Origin of the sequence: Rhodococcus sp. BP-349, assembly GCF_019835845.1 — a bacterium.
Taxonomy (GTDB): Bacteria; Actinomycetota; Actinomycetes; order Mycobacteriales; family Mycobacteriaceae; genus Rhodococcoides.
Genome location: NZ_JABUDR010000003.1, coordinates 759,996 through 779,354, shown reverse-complemented (window position 1 = coordinate 779,354; position 19,359 = coordinate 759,996). Strand labels below are relative to the sequence as shown.

At 68.9% G+C, this 19,359-nt stretch carries 17 protein-coding genes; 4 read left to right on the top strand and 13 right to left on the bottom strand.

From position 1 onward, the window contains the following. Positions 1-30: 30 nt before the first annotated feature. From HQ325_RS20025 to HQ325_RS20015, 3 genes are read right to left on the bottom strand one after another with little or no spacing between them, the layout of a single operon-like run. Positions 31-1,188: an aromatic ring-hydroxylating dioxygenase subunit alpha gene (locus tag HQ325_RS20025; RefSeq protein WP_222631981.1), complete on the bottom strand. Its 1,158-nt coding sequence runs from the start codon at positions 1,186-1,188 to the stop codon at positions 31-33. Then, the gene (gene solA, locus HQ325_RS20020) at positions 1,185-2,327 is read right to left on the bottom strand and encodes an N-methyl-L-tryptophan oxidase (protein ID WP_222631980.1); all 1,143 of its coding nucleotides are present in this window, start codon (positions 2,325-2,327) and stop codon (positions 1,185-1,187) included. Before solA ends, HQ325_RS20025 begins: the two co-directional genes overlap by 4 nt. After that, positions 2,324-4,798 (bottom strand): FAD-dependent oxidoreductase, encoded by a 2,475-nt coding sequence (locus HQ325_RS20015; protein WP_222631979.1) that lies wholly within the window; start codon positions 4,796-4,798, stop codon positions 2,324-2,326. Before HQ325_RS20015 ends, solA begins: the two co-directional genes overlap by 4 nt. A gap of 210 nt (positions 4,799-5,008) precedes the next feature. Between HQ325_RS20015 and HQ325_RS20010 the strand changes: the two genes are divergently transcribed. The 3 genes from HQ325_RS20010 to HQ325_RS20000 all read left to right on the top strand — a co-directional run bounded on the left by HQ325_RS20010 (position 5,009) and on the right by HQ325_RS20000 (position 7,713). Beyond that, positions 5,009-5,338 carry a bifunctional 3-phenylpropionate/cinnamic acid dioxygenase ferredoxin subunit gene (locus HQ325_RS20010; RefSeq protein ID WP_204867777.1) on the top strand — a complete coding sequence of 110 codons (330 nt, stop codon included), beginning with the start codon at positions 5,009-5,011 and terminating at the stop codon, positions 5,336-5,338. After that, positions 5,335-6,504 carry an FAD-dependent oxidoreductase gene (locus tag HQ325_RS20005; protein WP_308014637.1) on the top strand — a complete coding sequence of 390 codons (1,170 nt, stop codon included), beginning with the start codon at positions 5,335-5,337 and terminating at the stop codon, positions 6,502-6,504. Before HQ325_RS20010 ends, HQ325_RS20005 begins: the two co-directional genes overlap by 4 nt. A gap of 120 nt (positions 6,505-6,624) precedes the next feature. Beyond that, complete coding sequence (locus HQ325_RS20000; protein ID WP_222631978.1) at positions 6,625-7,713, top strand: fused (3R)-hydroxyacyl-ACP dehydratase subunits HadA/HadB; 1,089 nt, start codon at positions 6,625-6,627, stop codon at positions 7,711-7,713. Positions 7,714-7,719: 6 nt separating this feature from the next. Here HQ325_RS20000 and HQ325_RS19995 read toward each other — a convergent pair whose 3' ends face one another. From HQ325_RS19995 to HQ325_RS19980, 4 genes are all read right to left on the bottom strand, one after another. Beyond that, on the bottom strand, positions 7,720-9,024 hold the full coding sequence (locus tag HQ325_RS19995; protein WP_222631977.1) for a pitrilysin family protein: 1,305 nt from the start codon (positions 9,022-9,024) through the stop codon (positions 7,720-7,722). A 61-nt stretch (positions 9,025-9,085) separates the two neighbouring features. Further along, positions 9,086-11,368: a polyribonucleotide nucleotidyltransferase gene (locus HQ325_RS19990; RefSeq protein ID WP_056445309.1), complete on the bottom strand. Its 2,283-nt coding sequence runs from the start codon at positions 11,366-11,368 to the stop codon at positions 9,086-9,088. 360 nt (positions 11,369-11,728) lie between these two features. Next, the gene (gene rpsO / locus HQ325_RS19985) at positions 11,729-11,998 is read right to left on the bottom strand and encodes a 30S ribosomal protein S15 (protein WP_027505086.1); all 270 of its coding nucleotides are present in this window, start codon (positions 11,996-11,998) and stop codon (positions 11,729-11,731) included. A 139-nt stretch (positions 11,999-12,137) separates the two neighbouring features. After that, positions 12,138-13,106 (bottom strand): bifunctional riboflavin kinase/FAD synthetase, encoded by a 969-nt coding sequence (locus HQ325_RS19980; RefSeq protein ID WP_222631976.1) that lies wholly within the window; start codon positions 13,104-13,106, stop codon positions 12,138-12,140. Between the two features lie 66 nt (positions 13,107-13,172). On the opposite strand from HQ325_RS19980, the gene HQ325_RS19975 reads away from it, so the two are divergent. Beyond that, entirely contained in the window at positions 13,173-13,841 is a 669-nt protein-coding gene (locus HQ325_RS19975; protein WP_308014639.1) for a metal-dependent transcriptional regulator, read from the top strand. Between the two features lie 9 nt (positions 13,842-13,850). On the opposite strand, the gene truB is transcribed toward HQ325_RS19975, so the two are convergent. From truB to rbfA, 6 genes are all read right to left on the bottom strand, one after another. Next, positions 13,851-14,768 carry a tRNA pseudouridine(55) synthase TruB gene (gene truB / locus HQ325_RS19970; protein WP_222631975.1) on the bottom strand — a complete coding sequence of 306 codons (918 nt, stop codon included), beginning with the start codon at positions 14,766-14,768 and terminating at the stop codon, positions 13,851-13,853. Between the two features lie 138 nt (positions 14,769-14,906). Beyond that, complete coding sequence (locus HQ325_RS19965) at positions 14,907-15,581, bottom strand: 4'-phosphopantetheinyl transferase (protein WP_222632627.1); 675 nt, start codon at positions 15,579-15,581, stop codon at positions 14,907-14,909. A 20-nt stretch (positions 15,582-15,601) separates the two neighbouring features. Then, positions 15,602-16,561: a metallophosphoesterase gene (locus tag HQ325_RS19960; protein ID WP_222631973.1), complete on the bottom strand. Its 960-nt coding sequence runs from the start codon at positions 16,559-16,561 to the stop codon at positions 15,602-15,604. A 2-nt stretch (positions 16,562-16,563) separates the two neighbouring features. After that, the gene (locus tag HQ325_RS19955; protein ID WP_308014640.1) at positions 16,564-17,934 is read right to left on the bottom strand and encodes an MATE family efflux transporter; all 1,371 of its coding nucleotides are present in this window, start codon (positions 17,932-17,934) and stop codon (positions 16,564-16,566) included. Next, positions 17,931-18,872, bottom strand: coding sequence for a bifunctional oligoribonuclease/PAP phosphatase NrnA (locus HQ325_RS19950; protein ID WP_222632624.1), 942 nt, complete (start codon positions 18,870-18,872; stop codon positions 17,931-17,933). Before HQ325_RS19950 ends, HQ325_RS19955 begins: the two co-directional genes overlap by 4 nt. A 31-nt stretch (positions 18,873-18,903) precedes the next feature. After that, entirely contained in the window at positions 18,904-19,353 is a 450-nt protein-coding gene (gene rbfA / locus HQ325_RS19945) for a 30S ribosome-binding factor RbfA (protein WP_027505079.1), read from the bottom strand. Between the last annotated feature and the right edge of the window lie 6 nt (positions 19,354-19,359).

Sequence of the window (19,359 nt, the reverse complement as noted above, 5' to 3'; positions counted from 1 at the left end):
GATTCACTGCCCCACCCTCTCACCGATCGGTCACCCCTGCAGGCGCCCGTCCTCCCGCAGGCGTTCCGCCAGCCAGTCGTGGAAGAGCCCGATGTGATGCTCGGCCGGCACCAGAACGCCACCGTCACGGTATGCCCGCGAGCTCATCGCCGGTTGGGTTCGCTCACATGCGTCGAAATCCTGCACGTTGACGCGATGGAACAACTCGACCGATCGGCTGACGTCGCGGCCGGACGCGACGACGTCCCGCGTGTACAGCCAGTCGCACTCGACGACGGTGCGGTCCGCGGACACCGGGTACATGCGGTGCAGGATCACGTGGTCGGGAACCAGGTTGACGAAGACGGTCGGCTTGATCGTGATGGCGTAGTACCGCCGGTCCTGATCCTCCGAGAGCGTCGGCAGGGCGCCGAACCCCGCGGACCCGTCCACGGTGAATCCGTCGATCTCCGCGCCGAACTCCGCACCGTGGCCGACGAAGTACTGGGCCGCGAGCCCGTCCGCGAACTCGGGGAGGACCTCGGTCAGCTCCGGGTGGATCGTGGCGCAGTGATAGCACTCCATGAAGTTCTCGACGATCAGCTTCCAGTTGGCCGCCACGTCGTAGACCTCGCGGCGACCGAGTTCGAGAGACGGCATGTCGTACCGGTCGATGGCCGTCGGGTCGCCGAGCCGCTCGGTGACCGCGCCGATCACCTCGTCCTCGAAGGACGGCGGCTCGTCCGCAAGGCACAGCCACGCATAGCCGAGCCACTCCCGGAGCGCGACGGGGATCAGACCCCACTCCGTCCGGTCGAGCGGGGCACCGGACCCGTCCGACAACGCGGACAGATCGGGAGCGGCCACGAGCTTCCCGTCCAGCCCGTACGTCCAGGCGTGGTACGGACACTGAAGATTACGCTTGACCTGGCCCGACTCCTCAGTACAGATCTGTGCGCCGCGGTGACGGCACACGTTGAGGAACGCGCGCAGAGCCCCGTCACGCCCGCGCACCACCAGCACGCTCTCGCGGCCCACGTCGACGCGGCGGAAAGCGCCGGGTGCCGCGAGATCGGCACTGCGGACGGCGCAGAACCACATTGTCTCGAACACGTGCTCCTGCTCGGCCAGAAACGTCTCCGCGCTGGTGTACCAGGATCCGGGAAGAGTGGGGATCAACGACTGAGTGCGGGGCGCGGTGCTGGTCATACGGTCACCAATCGGCGGGGATCGAAGAGGGTGATGGGGTGCGCGGTCGTCCCGGTGGTCGCGAGGTCGGCCAGGATCTCACCGACGACGGGGACGAACTTGAAGCCGTGGCCGGAGAACCCGCACGCGACGGTGACCTTGGTGGCGTCGGGGTGCCGCGCGATGACGAAGTGCTCGTCCGGAGTGTTGGAGTACATGCACGTCGCGGAGTGCACGCTCGGCCCGTCGAGGCCGGGCACCGTCTGCCGCACCCGGGTCTGCATCGCCTCGATCTCGTGCGCGTGCACCGTACGGTCGATGGTGTCCGGCGTGCACTCGATGCCCTTGCGGAAGAAGGCCACCTTGACGCCGCCGTCGGGACCGTCGATCGCCGGGAAACCGTAGTCCTGCATACCGTCCGCGGCCTCGTGGATGAAGATCGGGTTGTTCTCGTACGCGGCGGTACCGGCGCTCGCGCCGAACCAGTGCAGTACCTGGCGCTCGACGACGATCGGTACCGCGAACTGCTCGAGCAGCTGCGGCGCCCAGGCACCGGGGCAGATCACCACCTGGCCCGCCGTGTAGGTCCCCTTGTCGGTGGTGACGGTGACGCCGTCCCCCGCCTCCTCCCAGCCGAGCACCGTCTCACCGAACTGCAGTGTCGCACCGCGATTCTCGGCGAGGTCGAGATGAGCCTGAACGGTGAGTTCGGGCCGCGCGAAACCGGCGGCGGCCTCGAACAGCGCCACCTCGTCGGGGTCGGGATCGACGGTGGGAAACGCCTCGCGCACCTGCGCGGCGTCCAGGATCTCGTGCGGCAGCGACCATTGCCGTGACGCCAGCAGCGAGCCCGAGAACGTCATCGAGCTCTCGCGGCCGAGGAACAGTCCTCCGGTGATCCGATGCACCTCCTTCCCGGACATGCTCCTCAGTTCGTCCCACAGTTCGTAGGACCGCAGGAGGAGCGGGACGTAGGCCGGGTCCTCGAAGTAGGACTGCCGGATGATCCGCGATCCGCCGTGGCTCGATCCCCTGTCGTGCGCGGGGGTGAACCTCTCGAGCCCCAGCACCCGCTGTCCGCGGTCCGCCAGATGGAAGGCGGCGGCGCTGCCCATGCCGCCGAGTCCGATGACGATGACGTCGTAGCTCACGTGGCTCATCTCCTGATCAGCTGTCCGGCGGGATCGACGACCGCGTCGTCGGACACCGTCGCACCCAGTGCGGCGGCGAAGTAGGTCACCGACACCGCGGCGCCGAGTGGGGTGTCCAGCGGAAGCCAGGCGTACGCGACGCACCGCCCGAGGGTCGCCGACCATCCCGCGCTCGTGACGTACCCGACGACGGTGCCGTCGATCGAGACCGGCTCCTTCCCGAGCACCACGGCGTCCGGGTCGTCGAACACGAGGGTCCGCAGCCGTCGCGTCGCGGGCCGAGCGGCCAGGGCCGACCGACCGACGAAGTCCGTGGCGTCCTTGACGGCGAACTCGACGCCCGCGTCGGCCGGGGTGTCCTCGGAGGTCATGTCGTGCCCCCACGCGCGGTACCCCTTCTCGAGTCGCAGGCTGTCGAACGCGAGCCGGCCGGCAGCGATCACCCCGTGGTCGGACCCGGCCTCCCACAACAGGTCCCACAGGGCGCCGCCGTACTCGGCGTCGGTGTAGATCTCCCACCCGAGTTCGCCGACGTACGACACCCGCATCATGATCACGGGGATCGCACCGAGGTACGTCCGCACCGCGCGGAAGTAGCCGAAGGCCTTGTGTCCCAGGTCCGCGTCGGCCAGCGGTGCCACCATCGCGCGGGCACGGGGGCCCCACACTCCGACACAACACGTCGCTCCGGTGACGTCCCGCACCGTCACCGGACCGTCGGGCGTTCCCGACCTGGCGCGGCGCAGCATCGCATCGAGGTCGAGTGGACCGTTCGCTCCGACGCGATAGTGATCGGCGCCGAGTCGCGCGACCGTGAGGTCGCTGCGGATCCCGCCTCTCTCGTCGAGCATCAGCGTGTAGGTGACACGGCCGATCGCGGTGTCCACGTCGTTGGTGGTGAGGTGCTGCAGGAAATGGGCTGCGCCGGGTCCCTCCACGTCGTACCGGGTGAGCGGTGTCATGTCGTACATCGCGACCCGGCTCCGCGTCACCGCGGCCTCGGCCACGGCGATGTCGGAGAAGTGACGCGTGGACCACTCGTCGCGGACCGGGAGATGGAACCCGGTCTCGAGGAGCGCCGCGAGTTCCCCCGCGTTGCTCTCGTACCAGGCGGGGCGTTCCCAGCCTCCGCCCTGGACGAAGCGGGCGTCCAGGGCGACCTCCGCGGCGTGGAACGGGCTGCGCCGCAGTCCTCGCAACGCCGTGCGCTGCTGGCGGGGGTGCACGATGTCGTACACCTCCACGAACGCCTGCGCGCTGGTCGCGGCGATGAAGGCGGGACTGCGCTCGACCGATTCGAAGCGATAAAGATCGGACTCGTGGAGGTCGATCTCCGAGGCGCCGTCGATCAGCGTCTGGGCGAGGGCGCGCGCGATACCGGCGGAGTGCGTCACCCACACCGCCTCCGCCACCCAGAAGCCGGCGAGATCCCGGTGCTCCCCGACGATCGAGTGACCGTCGGGGGTGAAGGAGAAGATGCCGTTGAACCCGGATTCGACCTTCGAGTCCCGCAGCGCCGGGAGCACTCTCGCGGACTCCCGCCAGGCCGGTGCAAAATCGTCCTCGGTGAACGGCAGCATCGACGGCATCGGTGCGGGCGCCACGGACGACGCGTCACCGTCCGCGTCCCACGACAGCGCGCCCATGTCCGCGGGCATCGGGTCGTGGCCGTAGTAACCGATGCCGAGGCGATCCCCGTGCTCCCGGTAGTAGAGGTCGCCGTCCTGATGACGGAGAATCGGCAGACTCGCGTCCGATGCTCCGGCGTTCCGGCCGACCAGCGCCTCGATCTGTCCGGTGTAGGCGTACTGGTGCGCCATCGGGACCAGAGGAACCGTGAGTCCGACTGTGCGTCCGAGCTCGGCACCCCAGAAGCCCGCGGCCGAGACGACGATGTCCGCCGGCACGTCGCCGTGCGGGGTCCGCACTCCGGTCACGCGCCCACCCGAATGGAGAATCTCGGTCACCGGGCTGTCCCCCCGGAACACCGCCCCGCGCGCCTGCGCCGCACGAGCCTGCATCTCCGCGGCTCGCACCGCACGGGCGAGACCGTCGGTCCGAGTGTGGAACGCGCCGAGCACGACGTCCGGATCCACGAGCGGGTGCAGCGCGGCCGCGGCGGCGGCATCGACGAGCCGCCCGTCGACGCCCCACGAGCGCGCCCACCCGGCCTTGCGTTGCAGATCCGTCCACCGGGCCTCGGTCGTCGCGATCTCGAGACCCCCGAGGGTGTCGAAGCACGGCCCGTCGTCGTGTGTGAGTGCGCGGAACTTGTCGGCCGTGTACGCGGCGAAGTGGGCCATGGAGCGGGAGGGGTTGGTCTGGAACACCAGCCCGGGGGCATGTGAGGTGGATCCGCCGGTGGAGAACAGCGGCCCCTGGTCCAGCACGACGACGTCCGTCCACCCGCGGGCGGTCAGTTCGTCCGCCAGGGAGGTGCCGACGATGCCGGCACCGATGACGACGATGCGAGGTGTCACGAGCGTCCCCTCGAGATTGTTGCGATCAGCGCAACGACGGGTGGATTACGCAACACAGACTCGGCGCCTGGGGCCGGGCTGTCAACCCGGCACGCGGTGGTCCGACACACCGGTTCAGCGATTGACGTCGTACGTCGTCTGGTGCATCCTGTTGCGCAGATCGATCATCGTTGCGATCGACGCAACACCGTCACACTTGCGGGAGGCATCATGCCGGACACCGTTCATCGCGTCGCCGTCTGTTCCGCATCGGCACTCCCCCTCGGCGAGGTCGCCACCGTGACACCGCCGGGTCATACCGCGATCTCCGTCTTCCACACCGAGGAGGGCCTGTTCGCGATCGACGACACGTGTACGCACCAGGACGCCTCGCTCGCCGACGGATGGGTGGAGAATTGTGCGGTCGAGTGTCCGCTCCACGAGTCGTGCTTCGATCTGCGGACCGGCGCCCCCTCCGGCACACCGGCGAAGACCCCCGTTCGGACGTATGCGGTCCATGTCGTCGACGGCGCGGTCGTGCTCGACCTCCCCGGCTCGTGACGACCCTCGACGGGTCGGACCGGGAGACAGTGGACTCCGTCCTGGTGGTCGGGGCGTCCCTCGCGGGCTCGACCGTCGCGACCGCTCTCCGGGAGGACGGGTTCACGGGACGGGTCACCGTCGTCGGCGACGAGCCCCATCCGCCGTACGACCGCCCGCCCCTCTCCAAAGCCTTCCTGCAGGGGTCGGCCCCGGACCCGTGGCTCGTTCCCGAACCCGATGCGCTCGACGTCGACTGGCTTCTCGGGACACCGGCCGTCGGGATGACCGGTCGGAGTGTGGAACTCGCGGACGGGCGAGAGCTGACCGCCGACGTCGTCGTCATCGCGACCGGCGCGCGTGCCAGGACCCTGCTGGGCGCCGACGACCTCCGCGGCGTCCACACGCTGCGCACGTTGGACGACGCCGCTGCTCTGCGCTCGTCTCTGGCCACGGCGACCACCATGGTGGTGATCGGTGCGGGCTTCATCGGAGCCGAGGTGGCATCCACGGCAGCCGGCCTCGGTATAGCGGTCACCATCGTCGAGGCGTCCACCGCTCCCCTGTCCGGCCCGCTCGGTCTGACCATGGCGGAGGTCTGCGTCGATCTGCATCGTGCGAACGGCGTGGCCCTCCTCCTCGGCGCGGCCGTCGACTCTCTCGAGGGACGCGACGGGGCCGTCACCTCCGTCCTGCTCGGGGACGGCAGCGTCCTGCCCGCCGACGTGGTGGTGATCGGGATCGGTTCGATCCCCAACACGGAGTGGGCGGCCGCGTCCGGTCTCGCCATCGACGGTGGTTTCGTCACCGACGCCCACTGCCGCACCACCGTGCCGGGCGTCTACGCCATCGGGGACTGCGCTCGCGCGTTCGACGAGGTGTTGCAGGACCACCATCGCAGCGAGCACTGGTCGCACGCGGTCACCCAGGCTCGGCGAGTGGCACGGTCCGTCGTGGGGGCGCAGCCCGTACCGTCCGGCGTACCGTATTTCTGGTCGGACCAGTACGGTTCCCGCATCCAGTTCGCCGGCCGTCGACAGTCCACCGACTCGGTACGCGTCGTGGAGGGTGGTCCGGAGTCCGGCTCCTTCGTCGCCGTGTACGAGCGGGCCGACGAGGTTGTCGCCGTCCTGGCCGTGAACAACGCCCGGTCGTTCACCAGAATGAGGAAGAGCCTCGGACCCTGATTCTCCGGATGCCGATCAGCATTGGGTGCGTATAACAATCTCATGGTCGCTTTTCTGTGATCGACCCGGAGAACGTCGTTGCCACTGCACAGCGCTCGTCGCCGGGGATAGGTTGCGGTCATGACTGCCGAGATTCTGGCCACCGACGCCGTCGCGAACGATCCGACGTTCGACCCGGCACAGCACGCGCTGGACATGGTGGGCTACCACTACCGCGCCGACGACTACTACGAGGTCGGTCGCGAGAAGGTACGTGAGTACGCCAAGGCGGTCCGTGACTTCCACCCGGTGCACTGGACCGAGGAGGGCGCGCAGGAGGTGGGCTACCCGGCACTGATGGCACCGCCGACGTTCTTCTCGCTCGTCGGCATCATCGCCCAGCAGAAGCTGCTCGAGCGTATCGCCACCGGATACGACCTCAGTCGGATGCTGCAGACCGATCAGCACGCGGAGTACTACGCGCCCATCCTGGCCGGGGACCAGCTCACGTGCGACGTCTCGCTCGACTCGTTCCGCAAGGTCGTCGGCCGCGACATGATGGTGACCAAGACCGTCATCACCAACCAGCGCAACGAGCTGGCCCAGATCACCTACACCACCCTGCTCATCGGCCGCGCCGACGACGGGGACGGCGACGGCACCATCGCGGACGTCGCGCGCGGCATGGTCATGAACGGCATGTTCACGCTGTCCACGTCCGACGAGGTGGTCGACGTCAATCCCGGCGGGGACGACCTCGAGACGGTCTACGCCCCGCCCGTCGTCGTACCGCACACCGGTCATGCCCGGCGGCGCTTCGAGGACGTGGCGGTGGGCGACGCGTTGCCCACCAGGACGGTGCTGCTCTCGCGCGGCGATCTCGTGAATTACGCGGGCGTGGTCGGCGACAACAACCCCGTGCACTGGAGCGACCACTTCGCCTCGTTGCTCGATCTCGACACCGTCGTCGCGCACGGCATGCTCACCATGGGCCTCGGGACCGGTTTCGTGTCCGAGTGGCTCGGCGATCCGGGTGCCCTGAAGGACTGCACCGTGCGCTTCACCAGCCCTGTCATGGTGAACCCGGTGACCAAGTCGGAGATCGTGATCAACGGCGCCGTGAAGTCGAAGGACGAGGCCACCCGTACCGCCGTGGTCTCGATCGACGCCCGCTACAACGGCAAACGAATCCTCGGCCACAAGGCGATGGCCACCGTTCACCTGGCCTGAGACGCCTCAGCTCCCGGCCACGGCTCCGCGTACGGAGGCCGGGAGCTTCGTCACCTTCGAGAACGGCCCGACCACCGCAGCCGCCATGGGCCGCGCCAGCAGGGTCCGGGCTACGTCGCGGACCTCGTCGTTGGTCACCTGATCGATGCGCGCGAGTGTCTCCTCGACCGACCTGTGGTCGCCGTAGTTGAGCTCGCTGCGACCGATCCGGTTCATCCTCGAACCCGAATCCTCCAGTCCCAGAACCAGTCCGCCGCGCATGGATCCTTTGGCGCGAGCGCACTCCGCGTCGGTGATGCCATCGGTGGCCACGGACGCGAGCACGTCGCGGATCACCGAGGTGACCTCCCCGAGATTCTCGGGCTGGCATCCGGCGTACACCGAGAACGCGCCCGTGTCGGAGAACGTGTCGACGGACGAGTAGACCGAGTAGGCGAGACCGCGTTCTTCCCGGATCTCCTGGAACAGGCGTGAACTGAGCCCACCACCGATGGCGGTGTTGAGGACCGAGAGTGCCCAGCGGTGACCCTCGTGGCGTCCGAACGCCCGCACCCCCAGGCACAGGTGCGCCTGTTCACTGTCCCGCGTCGTCAGGCTCAGAGCCGGACGCGTGGTGATGCGACCGGCTCCCCCGCGCCGCGGTGCCGGTTCTGCGGCACCGGCGATGCGGTCGGCGAAACTGCGGCGGACCCCCGCCACCACGTCGTCGTGGTCGACGTTGCCGGCGACCGCCACCACCATGCGCGGCGGGGTGTAGCGCCGAGTGTGGAACGAGTGCAGTTGATTCCGCGTCATGGCCTCGATGGACTCCACCGAGCCGATGACGGGACGGCCGATCGGATGATCGCCGAACAGCGCGGTCAGGAACGCGTCACCGAGCAGATCCTCGGGATCGTCGTCGCGCATCGAGATCTCCTCGAGCACCACCTGCCGCTCGACATCGACGTCCTCGGCACGGCAGCGACCGCGGAGCACCACGTCCGCCACCAGGTCGAGTCCGAGGTGCAGGTCCTCGTCGAGCACGTGCGCGTAGAAGCACGTGTGCTCCTTGGACGTGAAGGCGTTGAGCTCACCGCCGACACCGTCCATGACCTGCGCGATGTCCAGAGCCGTGCGGGTGGGCGTGGCCTTGAACAGCAGGTGCTCGAGGAAGTGCGCGGCACCGGCGACCGTGCGGCCCTCGTCGCGCGAACCGACAGCGACCCAGACGCCGACCGAGGCGGACCGCACGCCGGGAACGAACTCCGTGACGACGCGGACGCCGCCCGGCAACACCGTGCGGCGGACGCCGGACGGTTCGGGTGTACGCACACGGCGGCGCGGCCGGGAGCCCGAGAGCTCCGCAGACCGCGCCGCCGCGTTCGTGTACTTCTTACTCAGCGCTGACCTCGTCGGAGGTGGCGACCTGATCGTCGGCCGGCGCGGCGGCTGCCGCGTCGTCCTCGACCGGGACGAGGCTGATCTTGCCGCGGTTGTCGATGTCGGCGATCTCCACGCGGAGCTTCGATCCGACGCTGACGACGTCCTCGACCTTGTTGATGCGCTTGCCGCTGCCCAGCTTGGAGATGTGCACCAGGCCGTCGCGGCCCGGGAGCAGCGAGACGAACGCGCCGAATGCCGTGGTCTTGACGACGGTTCCGAGGAACCGCTCGCCGACCTTGGGCAGCTGCGGGTTCGCGATGGCGTTGATCATGTCGATCGCGGCCTGTGCGGACGGGCCGTCCGCAGCACCGACGTAGACGGTGCCGTCATCCTCGATCGAGATGTTGGCGCCGGTCTGCTCGGTGATCGAGTTGATCATCTTGCCCTTGGGCCCGATGACCTCGCCGATCTTGTCCACGGGGACCTTGATCGCGGTGACGCGCGGCGCGTACGGGCTCATCTCGTCCGGGGCGTCGATGGCCTCGGCCATGACGTCGAGGATCGTGACGCGCGCGTCCTTGGCCTGCGACAGCGCACCGGCCAGAACCTGCGACGGGATGCCGTCGAGCTTCGTGTCCAGCTGCAGAGCGGTGACGAACTCGCGGGTGCCGGCGACCTTGAAGTCCATGTCGCCGAACGCGTCCTCCGCACCGAGGATGTCGGTGAGGGCGACGTAGCGGGTCTCGCCGTCGACCTGGTCGGAGACCAGACCCATGGCGATGCCGGCGACCGGTGCCTTCAGCGGCACACCGGCGTTGAGCATGCCCAGGGTCGACGCACAGACCGAGCCCATCGACGTGGAGCCGTTCGAGCTGAGCGCCTCCGAGACCTGACGGATGGCGTAGGGGAACTCCTCCTGGCTGGGCAGCACGGGGAGCAACGCGCGCTCCGCGAGGGCTCCGTGGCCGATCTCGCGACGCTTCGGCGACCCGACGCGTCCGGTCTCGCCGGTGGAGTACGGCGGGAAGTTGTAGTGATGCATGTAGCGCTTACTGGTCTCGGGTCCGAGCGAGTCGATCTGCTGGGCCATCTTGACCATGTCGAGAGTGGTGACGCCCAGGATCTGGGTCTCGCCGCGCTCGAACAACGCGCTGCCGTGGGCGCGGGGGATGACGGCGACCTCGGCGGAGAGCTCACGGATGTCCGTGATGCCGCGGCCGTCGATGCGGAACTGGTCGCGCAGGATGCGCTGACGCACGAGCTTCTTGGTCAACGAGCGGAACGCTGCGCCGATCTCCTTCTCGCGGCCCTCGAACCGGTCGCCCACGCTCGTCAGGATCTGGTTCTTGACCTCGTCGAGCTTGCTCTCACGCTCGGTCTTGCCGGCGATGGTGAGTGCCTCGTTCAGCGGGATCTGCGCCGCACCCTCGACAGCCTCGAACACGTCGGACTGGTACGCGGGGAAGAGCGGGAAGTCGCCGGTGGGCTTGGCGGCCGCCGTGGCGAGCTGCTTCTGCGCCTCGCACAGCGATGCGATGAACGGCTTGGCGGCCTCGAGGCCCTCGGCCACGATGGCCTCGGTGGGCGCCTGCGCGCCGTCCTCGATGAGGGCGATGACCTTCTCGGTCGCCTCGGCCTCGACCATCATGATCGCGACGTCGGCGTCCGCGCCGGTGCCCGAGACGACGCGGCCGGCGACGACCATGTTGAACACGGCCTTCTCGAGCTGCTCGTTGGTGGGGAACGCGACCCACTGCTTGTCGATCAGAGCGACACGGACGCCGCCGATGGGGCCGGAGAACGGCAGGCCCGCGAGCTGGGTGGACGCCGACGCGGCGTTGATGGCCACGACGTCGTACAGGTCCTTGGGATCGAGGCTCATCACGGTGATGACGACCTGGATCTCGTTGCGCAGTCCGTCCACGAACGTCGGACGCAGCGGCCGGTCGATCAGGCGACAGGTCAGGATGGCGTCGGTGCTGGGGCGTCCCTCACGACGGAAGAACGATCCGGGGATACGGCCGGCGGCGTACATCCGCTCCTCGACGTCCACCGTGAGCGGGAAGAAGTCGAAGTGATCCTTGGGGTGCTTCGAGGCGCTGGTGGCCGAGAGCAGCATGGTCTCGTCGTCCAGGTACGCGACGACGGCGCCGGCGGCCTGCTTGGCCAGCCGGCCGGTCTCGAAGCGGATGGTGCGGGTGCCGTACGACCCGTTGTCGATGACGGCGGTGGTCTCGAACACGCCTTCGTCGACCTCGGTGGCCGCTGCGGTGTTCGTGGTGGTCTCTGACATGGAAGTCTTCTCGTCCTCTCGTCTTCGCCGTGCCCACCCGGGCGCGCACCCGAACCCGGTGGTTCGGTGCGGCGTCCCCGAGTCGACGTGCGAGCGGAGGCGGCCCACGATCGAAGTCCCCCGGGCCGGGTCGCGTTCGCGCGTCCGGAAACCGAGAGACCACTACCGAAGACCGACACCGCGACGTGTGTCGGGGACGAACGGCTGATGGTGCTCACCGCCGAGTCGGCGGCCTACCTGTGGTGCTCCGTACTCCCGGAAAGGGAGTACTGGTGTGACACTACCGGTCCACGACGAACGGCCGACGAGGAACAGCCGTGGGCTGCCTCGCCGGCGCGATCGCGTGAACCATGACGGAAATTATCGACGCAGTCCCAGACGCTCGATCAGCGAGCGGTACCGCGCGACGTCGACCTTCTGCACGTACTTGAGCAGACGACGACGACGACCCACGAGCAGCAGCAGGCCGCGACGCGAGTGGTGATCGTGCTTGTGCACCTTGAGGTGCTCGGTGAGATCCTGGATGCGCTTGGTGAGCATGGCCACCTGCGCTTCCGGCGATCCGGTGTCCGTCTCGTGGACGCCGTACTCGCCGAGGATCTGCTTCTTCTGTTCGGTGGTCAAAGCCACAGTGAAACTCCTGATGCAGTGCCGTCCGCGCGTGGATGGTGCCGCACCCGAGGGCGCGGTGTTGCAGCCGCCGCGGACCGCAGCGAACAACAGTCGTCGATCCTACCTCAGCGTCGTACTTGCGAACGACACGTCGGATTCAGGCCTCCAGGGCAGCGAGGATGTCACGGGCGCGGTCGACGTCGAGATCCATCTGCGCGATCAGCTCGTCCACCGAGGCGAACGTCTCCATGCCGCGCAGACGCTCGACGAAGTCCACCGCGACGTGCTGCCCGTAGAGATCGGCGTCGCCGTCCAGGACGAACGCCTCCACGGTGCGGGTGCGTCCGGAGAAGGTCGGGTTCGTCCCCACCGACACCGCTGCGCGGCAACGCTTTCCGGGAGTCACGGTACCCATGATCGGACCGGGACCGAGCACCGTGAACCACGATGCGTACACCCCGTCCGCCGGGATGGCGGCGTGCATGGGCGGCTTGACGTTGGCCGTGGGGTAGCCGATGGTGCGGCCACGGCCGTCACCGTGCACCACCACGCCCTCGACTCGGTGGGGTCGCCCGAGCGCGTCGGCGGCGGCCGCGACGTCACCGGCGTCGACGCACGCGCGAATGTAGGTGGAGGAGAACGTGACCGACTCCTCGGCCAGGAGCGTGACACCGTCGACCGCGAACCCGAACCGCGTGCCGGCGGACCGGAGCATGTCGACGTTGCCGGCGGCCTTCTTGCCGAACGTGAAGTTCTCCCCCACCACCACCTCGGCGGCGTGCAGCCGTTCGACGAGAATGTCGTGGATGTAGCGATCGGGGGTGAGCTTCATGAACTCGGGTGTGAAGGGCATGACGCAGAAGACGTCGATGCCCAGCTCCTCCGCCAGTTCGGCGCGCCGGGTGAGGGTGGTCAGCTGGGCCGGGTGACTACCCGGACGCACCACTTCCATCGGGTGGGGATCGAAGGTCATGAGCACGCTCGGCACTCCGCGTGCCGCAGCCGATGTCACGGCGCGGTCGATCAATTGGGCGTGGCCGCGGTGTACGCCGTCGAACACGCCGATCGTCAGAACACATCTGCCCCAGTCGGCCGGGACATCGTCGAGACCTCGCCATCTCTCCACGACCTGGAGCCTACGGGCCGACGATCGACCGGTCACGTCGGGCGCACCGACGGCTAAGCTGTCGGCGTGCCAGCCCCTGCCCTCTCCACCGTCGCGCAGGACTACCTCAAGGTCATCTGGACCGCGAGCGAGTACTCCGACGAGCCGGTGAGCACCAAGATGCTCGCCTCCCGGATGTGCGTCTCGCCGTCCACGGTCTCCGAGGCGGTACGCAAACTCGCCGATCAGGGCCTGGTCGACCACGCCCGCTACGGGTCCATCACGCTCACCGAGGCCGGGCGCCGCGCCGCCATCGGCATGGTCCGCAGGCATCGGCTGATCGAGACCTGGCTGGTCGAGGAGATGGGCTACGGCTGGGACGAGGTGCACGACGAGGCCGAGGTGCTCGAACACGCGGTGTCGGACCTGCTCGTCGAGCGCATCGACGCCAAGCTCGGTCGACCGTCGCGCGACCCGCACGGTGATCCCATTCCCACCATCGACGGCACCATTCCGGCGCCGCCGGCGGTGCCTCTCAGCGATTTCGTCGCGGGCCAGAGGGGCCACGTCACCCGCATCTCCGACTCGGATCCGGACATGTTGCGGTACTTCGATTCCCTCGGCATCACCCTCGACCTGTCGATCACGATGGTCGAGCGCCGTGACTTCGCCGGGACCGTGTCCGTGCAGGTGGCCGACACGGTCCTGGACCTCGGTCACGTTGCCGCGGAGGCGATCTGGATGACGACGGACTGACGTCCGAGCTCAGGGTCGCAGCGTGGCCGGCCGCACGACCATCACGGTGCTCGCCCGCTTGCCGCGTTCCTGCACCAGGGCGATGGTGTGGCCGTCCTCGTCCAGTGCCGCATAGATGCCGGGCAACCCGATCGGGTCGAGCCAGCGTCCCTGGCTCAACGACTCGGCCTCGTCCGACGTGACCGTCCGGTGCGGGAACGCCGTGCGGGCGGCGGCATCGATGTCGAGGCTCACGCGCGGGTCGTCCCGCAGCTCGTCGAGGGTGCGGGCGTGTTCCAGCGTGAACGGTCCGACTCGGGTGCGCCGCAACGCGGTCAGGTGACCGCCGACGCCCAGGGCCGCGCCGAGGTCGCGCGCGAGCGCCCGCACGTAGGTTCCGGACGAGCACTCCACGTGCACGTCCAGATCGATCACATCGCTCCCCCGGCGACGCTCCAGGACGTCGAAGCGGGAGACGGTGACAGTGCGCGGTTCGAGCACGACGTCCTCGCCCTCCCGAACGAGAGCGTGGGCACGCTTGCCGTCCACCTTGATGGCGCTGACACTCGACGGGACCTGACTGATCTTCCCGGTCAGCGCGGCGACGGCGTCGTCGATCCCGGAGTCCGTCACCCCACTCGCGTCCGCCGTCGACACCGTGTCGCCCTCGGCGTCGTCGGTGGTGGTGGCGGCACCGAGGCGGATGGTCGCGGTGTACTCCTTGGTGGTCAGCGACAGCAGACCCAGCATCTTGGTCGCCCGCTCGACACCGAGTACCAGCACCCCCGTCGCCATGGGATCGAGCGTGCCGGCGTGTCCTACGCGGCGCGTCTTCAAGGCCTTGCGACAGGCGGAGACCACGTCGTGGCTGGTGACTCCGCCACTCTTGTCCACCACCAGAAGTCCGGCGCCGTCGAGTCCTGTGGGGGGTTTGGGGTGAGCTGGCACGAGGGAGAAGTCTGTCAGATGCGCGCAAAGGCCGGAGGCCGGCCGTCCGAAAGGCGGGAAGGCCGGAGGCCGGCCGTCCGAAAGGCGGGAAGGCCGGAGGCCGGCCGTCAGAAAGGCGGGTAGGCCGGAGGCCGGCCGTCAGAAGACCGTGATCGCAGTGACGACGAGGCCGTCGGAGACGGCCCAGCGCCCGTCGAAGGACGTGAGCGGTGCGCCGCTGGTGGTGTCGCCGGGGACCAGCAGCCGGGAGCGGAAGGTACCGGTGATGGTCGAGCGTCCCGCCGAGTCGGGATCACGCTCGAAGGTGATGTGCGCGTCCTCGAATCCGAGCCACCGCCCTGTCAGCGGGTACCAGGCCTTGTACGTCGCCTCCTTCGCGCAGAACAGCAGTTTGTCCCACTGCACCTCGTCGTCGGTGCGGGTGGCCAGGACCTCACGCTCGGCCTCGATGCTCACGGCTTTCAGCACGCCGTCCGGCAGCGGTTCGTGCGGTTCCGCGTCGATGCCCACCGAGCGGACCTGCAACGCGTAGCCCACGGCGGCGGCGCGATAGCCGTCGCAGTGCGTGAGCGAGCCGACGACGCCGCCCGGCCACACCGGCGATCCCATCTCGCCGCGCAGGATCGGACCGGGCTCGAGTCCGAGCCGACCCATCGCGAGTCGGGCGCAGTGCCGCGCCGAGGTGAACTCGCGCTTGCGCTTGTCGACGGCCTTCTCCACGAGATGCGCCTCGCGGGGGTGCGGGGTGAGACCGGGCGGATCCTCGAACAGCTCCTCGGCGACGACGCCGCGCGCGAGCAGCCCGCCGAGCAGGGAGGTCTCTCGTGCCGTCGTCACAGTCGCTTCTCCGCTCGCATCTTCTCCACTTCCGCTTCCATCTCCGGCGTGACCGTGAAGTGGCCGCCGAACTTGTTCAACGATCCCGGCGGGTACTCGGGGACCGGAAGGATCTGTCGCAGCACCTGATCCGGGAGTCCGCGGCGTTTCCACTCGCGCGGGTAGCCCACCGACACCTCCTCGAACCGGACGCCGTCGTAGTACGTCGTCCGTGGGATGTGGAGGTGGCCGTAGACCGCACACAGGGCGTTGTAGCGGGTGTGCCAGTCCTTGGTCGCCGTGGTTCCGCACCAGAGGGCGAACTCGGGATAGAACAGCACCTCGGTGGGCTGCCGCACCAGCGGCCAGTGGTTGATCAGCACCGTCGGGATCGAGGTGTCCACCTCGGCCAACCGCTTCTCGGTGATCGCCAGCCGCGCCGCGCACCACGCGTCGAGGGACGCGTAGGGCGTCGGGGTGATGAGGAACTCGTCGGTGGCCACCACGTTGCGGCTGCGCGCCAGCGCCAGACCGTCGAGCTTGTTCGTGGTGCCCGCGGGCAGGAACGAGTAGTCGTACAACACGAACATCGGCACCAGCGTGACAGGGCCCGAATATCCCGACCGGCCTCCGGCCTGCCCGACCTCCCCCTCCCACACCGGGAACGGGTCCTCGGGCGTCAGCACACCCAGTTCGCGGCACATCGTGACCAGGTAGTCGTAGCGCGCCTCACCGTGCATCTGCACGGGATCCTTGACCGTGGTCCACAGCTCGTGGTTTCCCGGCACCCAGATCACGGTGTCGAACTTGGACTTCAGCTCGGCGAGCGCCCAGCGGATGTCGTCCGTCTTCTCCGACACGTCTCCGGCGACGATCAGCCAGTCCTCGGGGCTCTCCGGTTCGATGGCCTCGGTGACGGGCCGGTTGCCCTTGTGACCGACGTGGATGTCGCTGACGGCCCACAACTTGGCTGGCACACTCACGACCCTTCTGCGGTTGATGTTCGGCTCCCGACGGTATCGGTCCCCGTTCTGATCCAGGCGCCCGACGCGGTCCGCCAGACCACGGAGACCGCTCTCAGGCTGACGAACACCATCAGGCCCACCCAGATTCCCGGCAACCCCCAGTCGAGGATCGCCGCGAGCCAGATCAGCGGCAGGAATCCGACGACGGCGCTCGCGAGAGTTGCGTTCCGCAGGAAGGCGGCATCACCGGCCCCGAGCAGCACACCGTCGAGAGCGAACACGATGCCGGCGACGGGGATGAGCGCGACGAACAACCACCAGATCCCGTCGATGCTCGTGAGGGTCGACGAGTCGGACGTGAAGAGCGGCGGGATCACCGTGTGGGTAGCGGCGAACAGTCCGGCGAGCACCACGGCGAAACCGACGGACCACGCGGTCACCCGCGAGGCCAGCATCGACGCGGCGCGGCCACGGCCGGCTCCCAGCGCGGCGCCGACCAGGGACTGCGCGGCGATGGCCAACGAGTCCAGCATCAACGCGACGAGATTCCACAACTGCAGGACCACCTGGTGAGCCCCGACCGCACCGGCGCCGAAGCGGGACGCCACGGTCACCGCGGAGAGGAAGCAGGCCTGGAAGGCGAACGAGCGGAGCACGAGATCCCGGCCGAGGACGAGTTGGCGGCGGATGATCGCGAGATCCGGCCGGAGCGAGCGGGTCCGCGGCCCGCGCATCAGGGCGGAGACGAACAGCGTCGCCGCAACCGCCTGACCGATCACGTTGGCCACGGCGGATCCGACGAGGCCCAATGCCGGAACGCCGATCAGACCGTGCACGAGGACGGGGCACAGCACGGCCGACAGCGCGAGCCCCGCCACCACGTACCGCAACGGCCGCACGGTGTCCTGCACGCCGCGCATCCACCCGTTCCCGGCGAGCGTGACGAGGATCAACGGGGTGCCGAGCACGCCGACCCGGAGCCACGTGGTGGCCTCGGCGGTGATCTCTCCCCCGCCGCCCAACACCGACAGGATCGGGTTCGCGAAGAGCTGGACCACCAGGATCAGCAGGAGGCCCAGCACCACTGCGAGCCACGTGGCCTGGACACCCTCGTTGCGAGCGTCGTCGTCCCGGCCGGCACCGTGCAACCGGGCCGCGCGAGCGGTCGTCCCGTAGGAGAGGAACGTCAGCTGCGTGCTGACCTGGGCGAGAACGAGGCCACCGACGGCCAGACCCGCGAGCGGGAGCGCACCGAGTCGACCCACGACGGCGGAGTCGAAGAGCAGGTACAGCGGCTCGGCCACGAGGACGCCGAGCGCGGGGAACGCGAGGCCGAACAGGGTGCGGGCGGACACCCGCCCGTCCACGGCGGAGCGGTCGGTCACCCGAGCGCGGCGACCAGGGCGTCGACGTTGTCCTCGATCGCGCCCGTCGCGGTGTAGCCGGCGGAGAACTTGTGGCCGCCCCCACCGAGCGCGGAGGCCACGACGGAGACGTCGACGGCGCTCTTCGCGCGCAACGACACGGCCCAGCCCGCCTCGTTCTGCTTGAACACTGCGGCCACCTCGGCCTCCGCAGTGGTGCGCACGATGTCCACGACGCTCTCGATCTCCTCGGGACGCAGTCCGCGCGAGTCCTCGAGTCGCACGATCGCGTAGACGAGCCCACGGGAACCGGCCGCGTCCGGCACCAGGCGGGCCGAGCCCAGGACGGCACCCAGCATCGGCAACCAGGCGAAGGGATGCGTGTCGAGCAGGCGACGCGAGATGGCGGCGCCGTCGATCCCGGTCGCGAGAAGTCGCTCGGCCAGCAGGTGGGAGCCCGGCCGGACCCAGCGGAACGATCCGGTGTCGGTCACGAGGCCGGCGAACAGGCAGTGCGCGAGGTCCCGGTCGATCTCGACGCCCCACTCGTCGAACAGCACGGCGACCACCGCGGTGGTGGACTCCGCGCTCGCGTCGATCACGTGATGCGTGCCGTAGAAGGTGTTGGACCGGTGATGGTCGACGACCAGGGACACGGCGCCGTCCAACCGGTCACCGAGTGACCCGAGCCTGCCTCGACTGCCGGCGTCCACGGTGACCACCAGATCCGCGTCCGTCGGGACCTCGGCGGGCGGCACCAGGAACTCTGCTCCCGGCAGGCCGATCATCGATTCGGGCAACGAGGCGGGCGCCGCGAACGACACGGTCGGCTGCGCGCCGCGTCGCGAGAGCGCGATGGCCAGGGCGAGCGCGCTGCCGATGGTGTCGGCGTCGGGTTGCACGTGGCACAGCAGAGTCACCGTCCGGGCGTCCTCGAGAAGACGGACGGCCTTCTGCATGTCTGCGCGCAGCGTGTCGGTCACCGGGGTCTCAGAGCTCGTCGGTGTCGCTTCGGGGCACCTTGTACGGATCCGGATCACCGGCGGGCTGCGCCCCCGCAGCGGCCTGAGCCACCTTGTCGTCGATCTGGCGGGCACGCTCGAGCAGTTCCTCCATGTGGCGCGCGGTGTCGGGCACCGTGTCCGCACGGAAGGTCAGCGTCGGGGTGAAGCGCACACCGGTACCGGCACCGACCTTGGTGCGCAGAGCGCCCTTGGCCTTCTCCAGACCCAGTGCGGCGGCCTGGAAATCGGGTTCCGCGTCGAGTGTCTCGCCGCGCACGGTGTAGTAGACGGTGGCGTCGTGCAGGTCCGGGGTCACCTTGGTGTCGGTGACCGTCACGAACGACAGCCGCGGATCCTTGATCTCGTGATCGATGGCCGTCGCGACGATCGCACCGATGCGCTTGGCCAGTTTACGAGCGCGGGCTTGGTCCACCACGATGCG

What these genes read in the sequence shown, in the direction of transcription:
- HQ325_RS19990 (WP_056445309.1), bottom strand. Translation starts at nt 11,368, where the DNA reads ATGTCAGAGACCACCACGAACACCGCAGCGGCCACCGAGGTCGACGAA.
- HQ325_RS19950 (WP_222632624.1), bottom strand. Translation starts at nt 18,872, where the DNA reads ATGCAGAAGGCCGTCCGTCTTCTCGAGGACGCCCGGACGGTGACTCTG.
- HQ325_RS20025 (WP_222631981.1), bottom strand. Translation starts at nt 1,188, where the DNA reads ATGACCAGCACCGCGCCCCGCACTCAGTCGTTGATCCCCACTCTTCCC.
- HQ325_RS20010 (WP_204867777.1), top strand. Translation starts at nt 5,009, where the DNA reads ATGCCGGACACCGTTCATCGCGTCGCCGTCTGTTCCGCATCGGCACTC.
- HQ325_RS20000 (WP_222631978.1), top strand. Translation starts at nt 6,625, where the DNA reads ATGACTGCCGAGATTCTGGCCACCGACGCCGTCGCGAACGATCCGACG.
- solA (WP_222631980.1), bottom strand. Translation starts at nt 2,327, where the DNA reads ATGAGCCACGTGAGCTACGACGTCATCGTCATCGGACTCGGCGGCATG.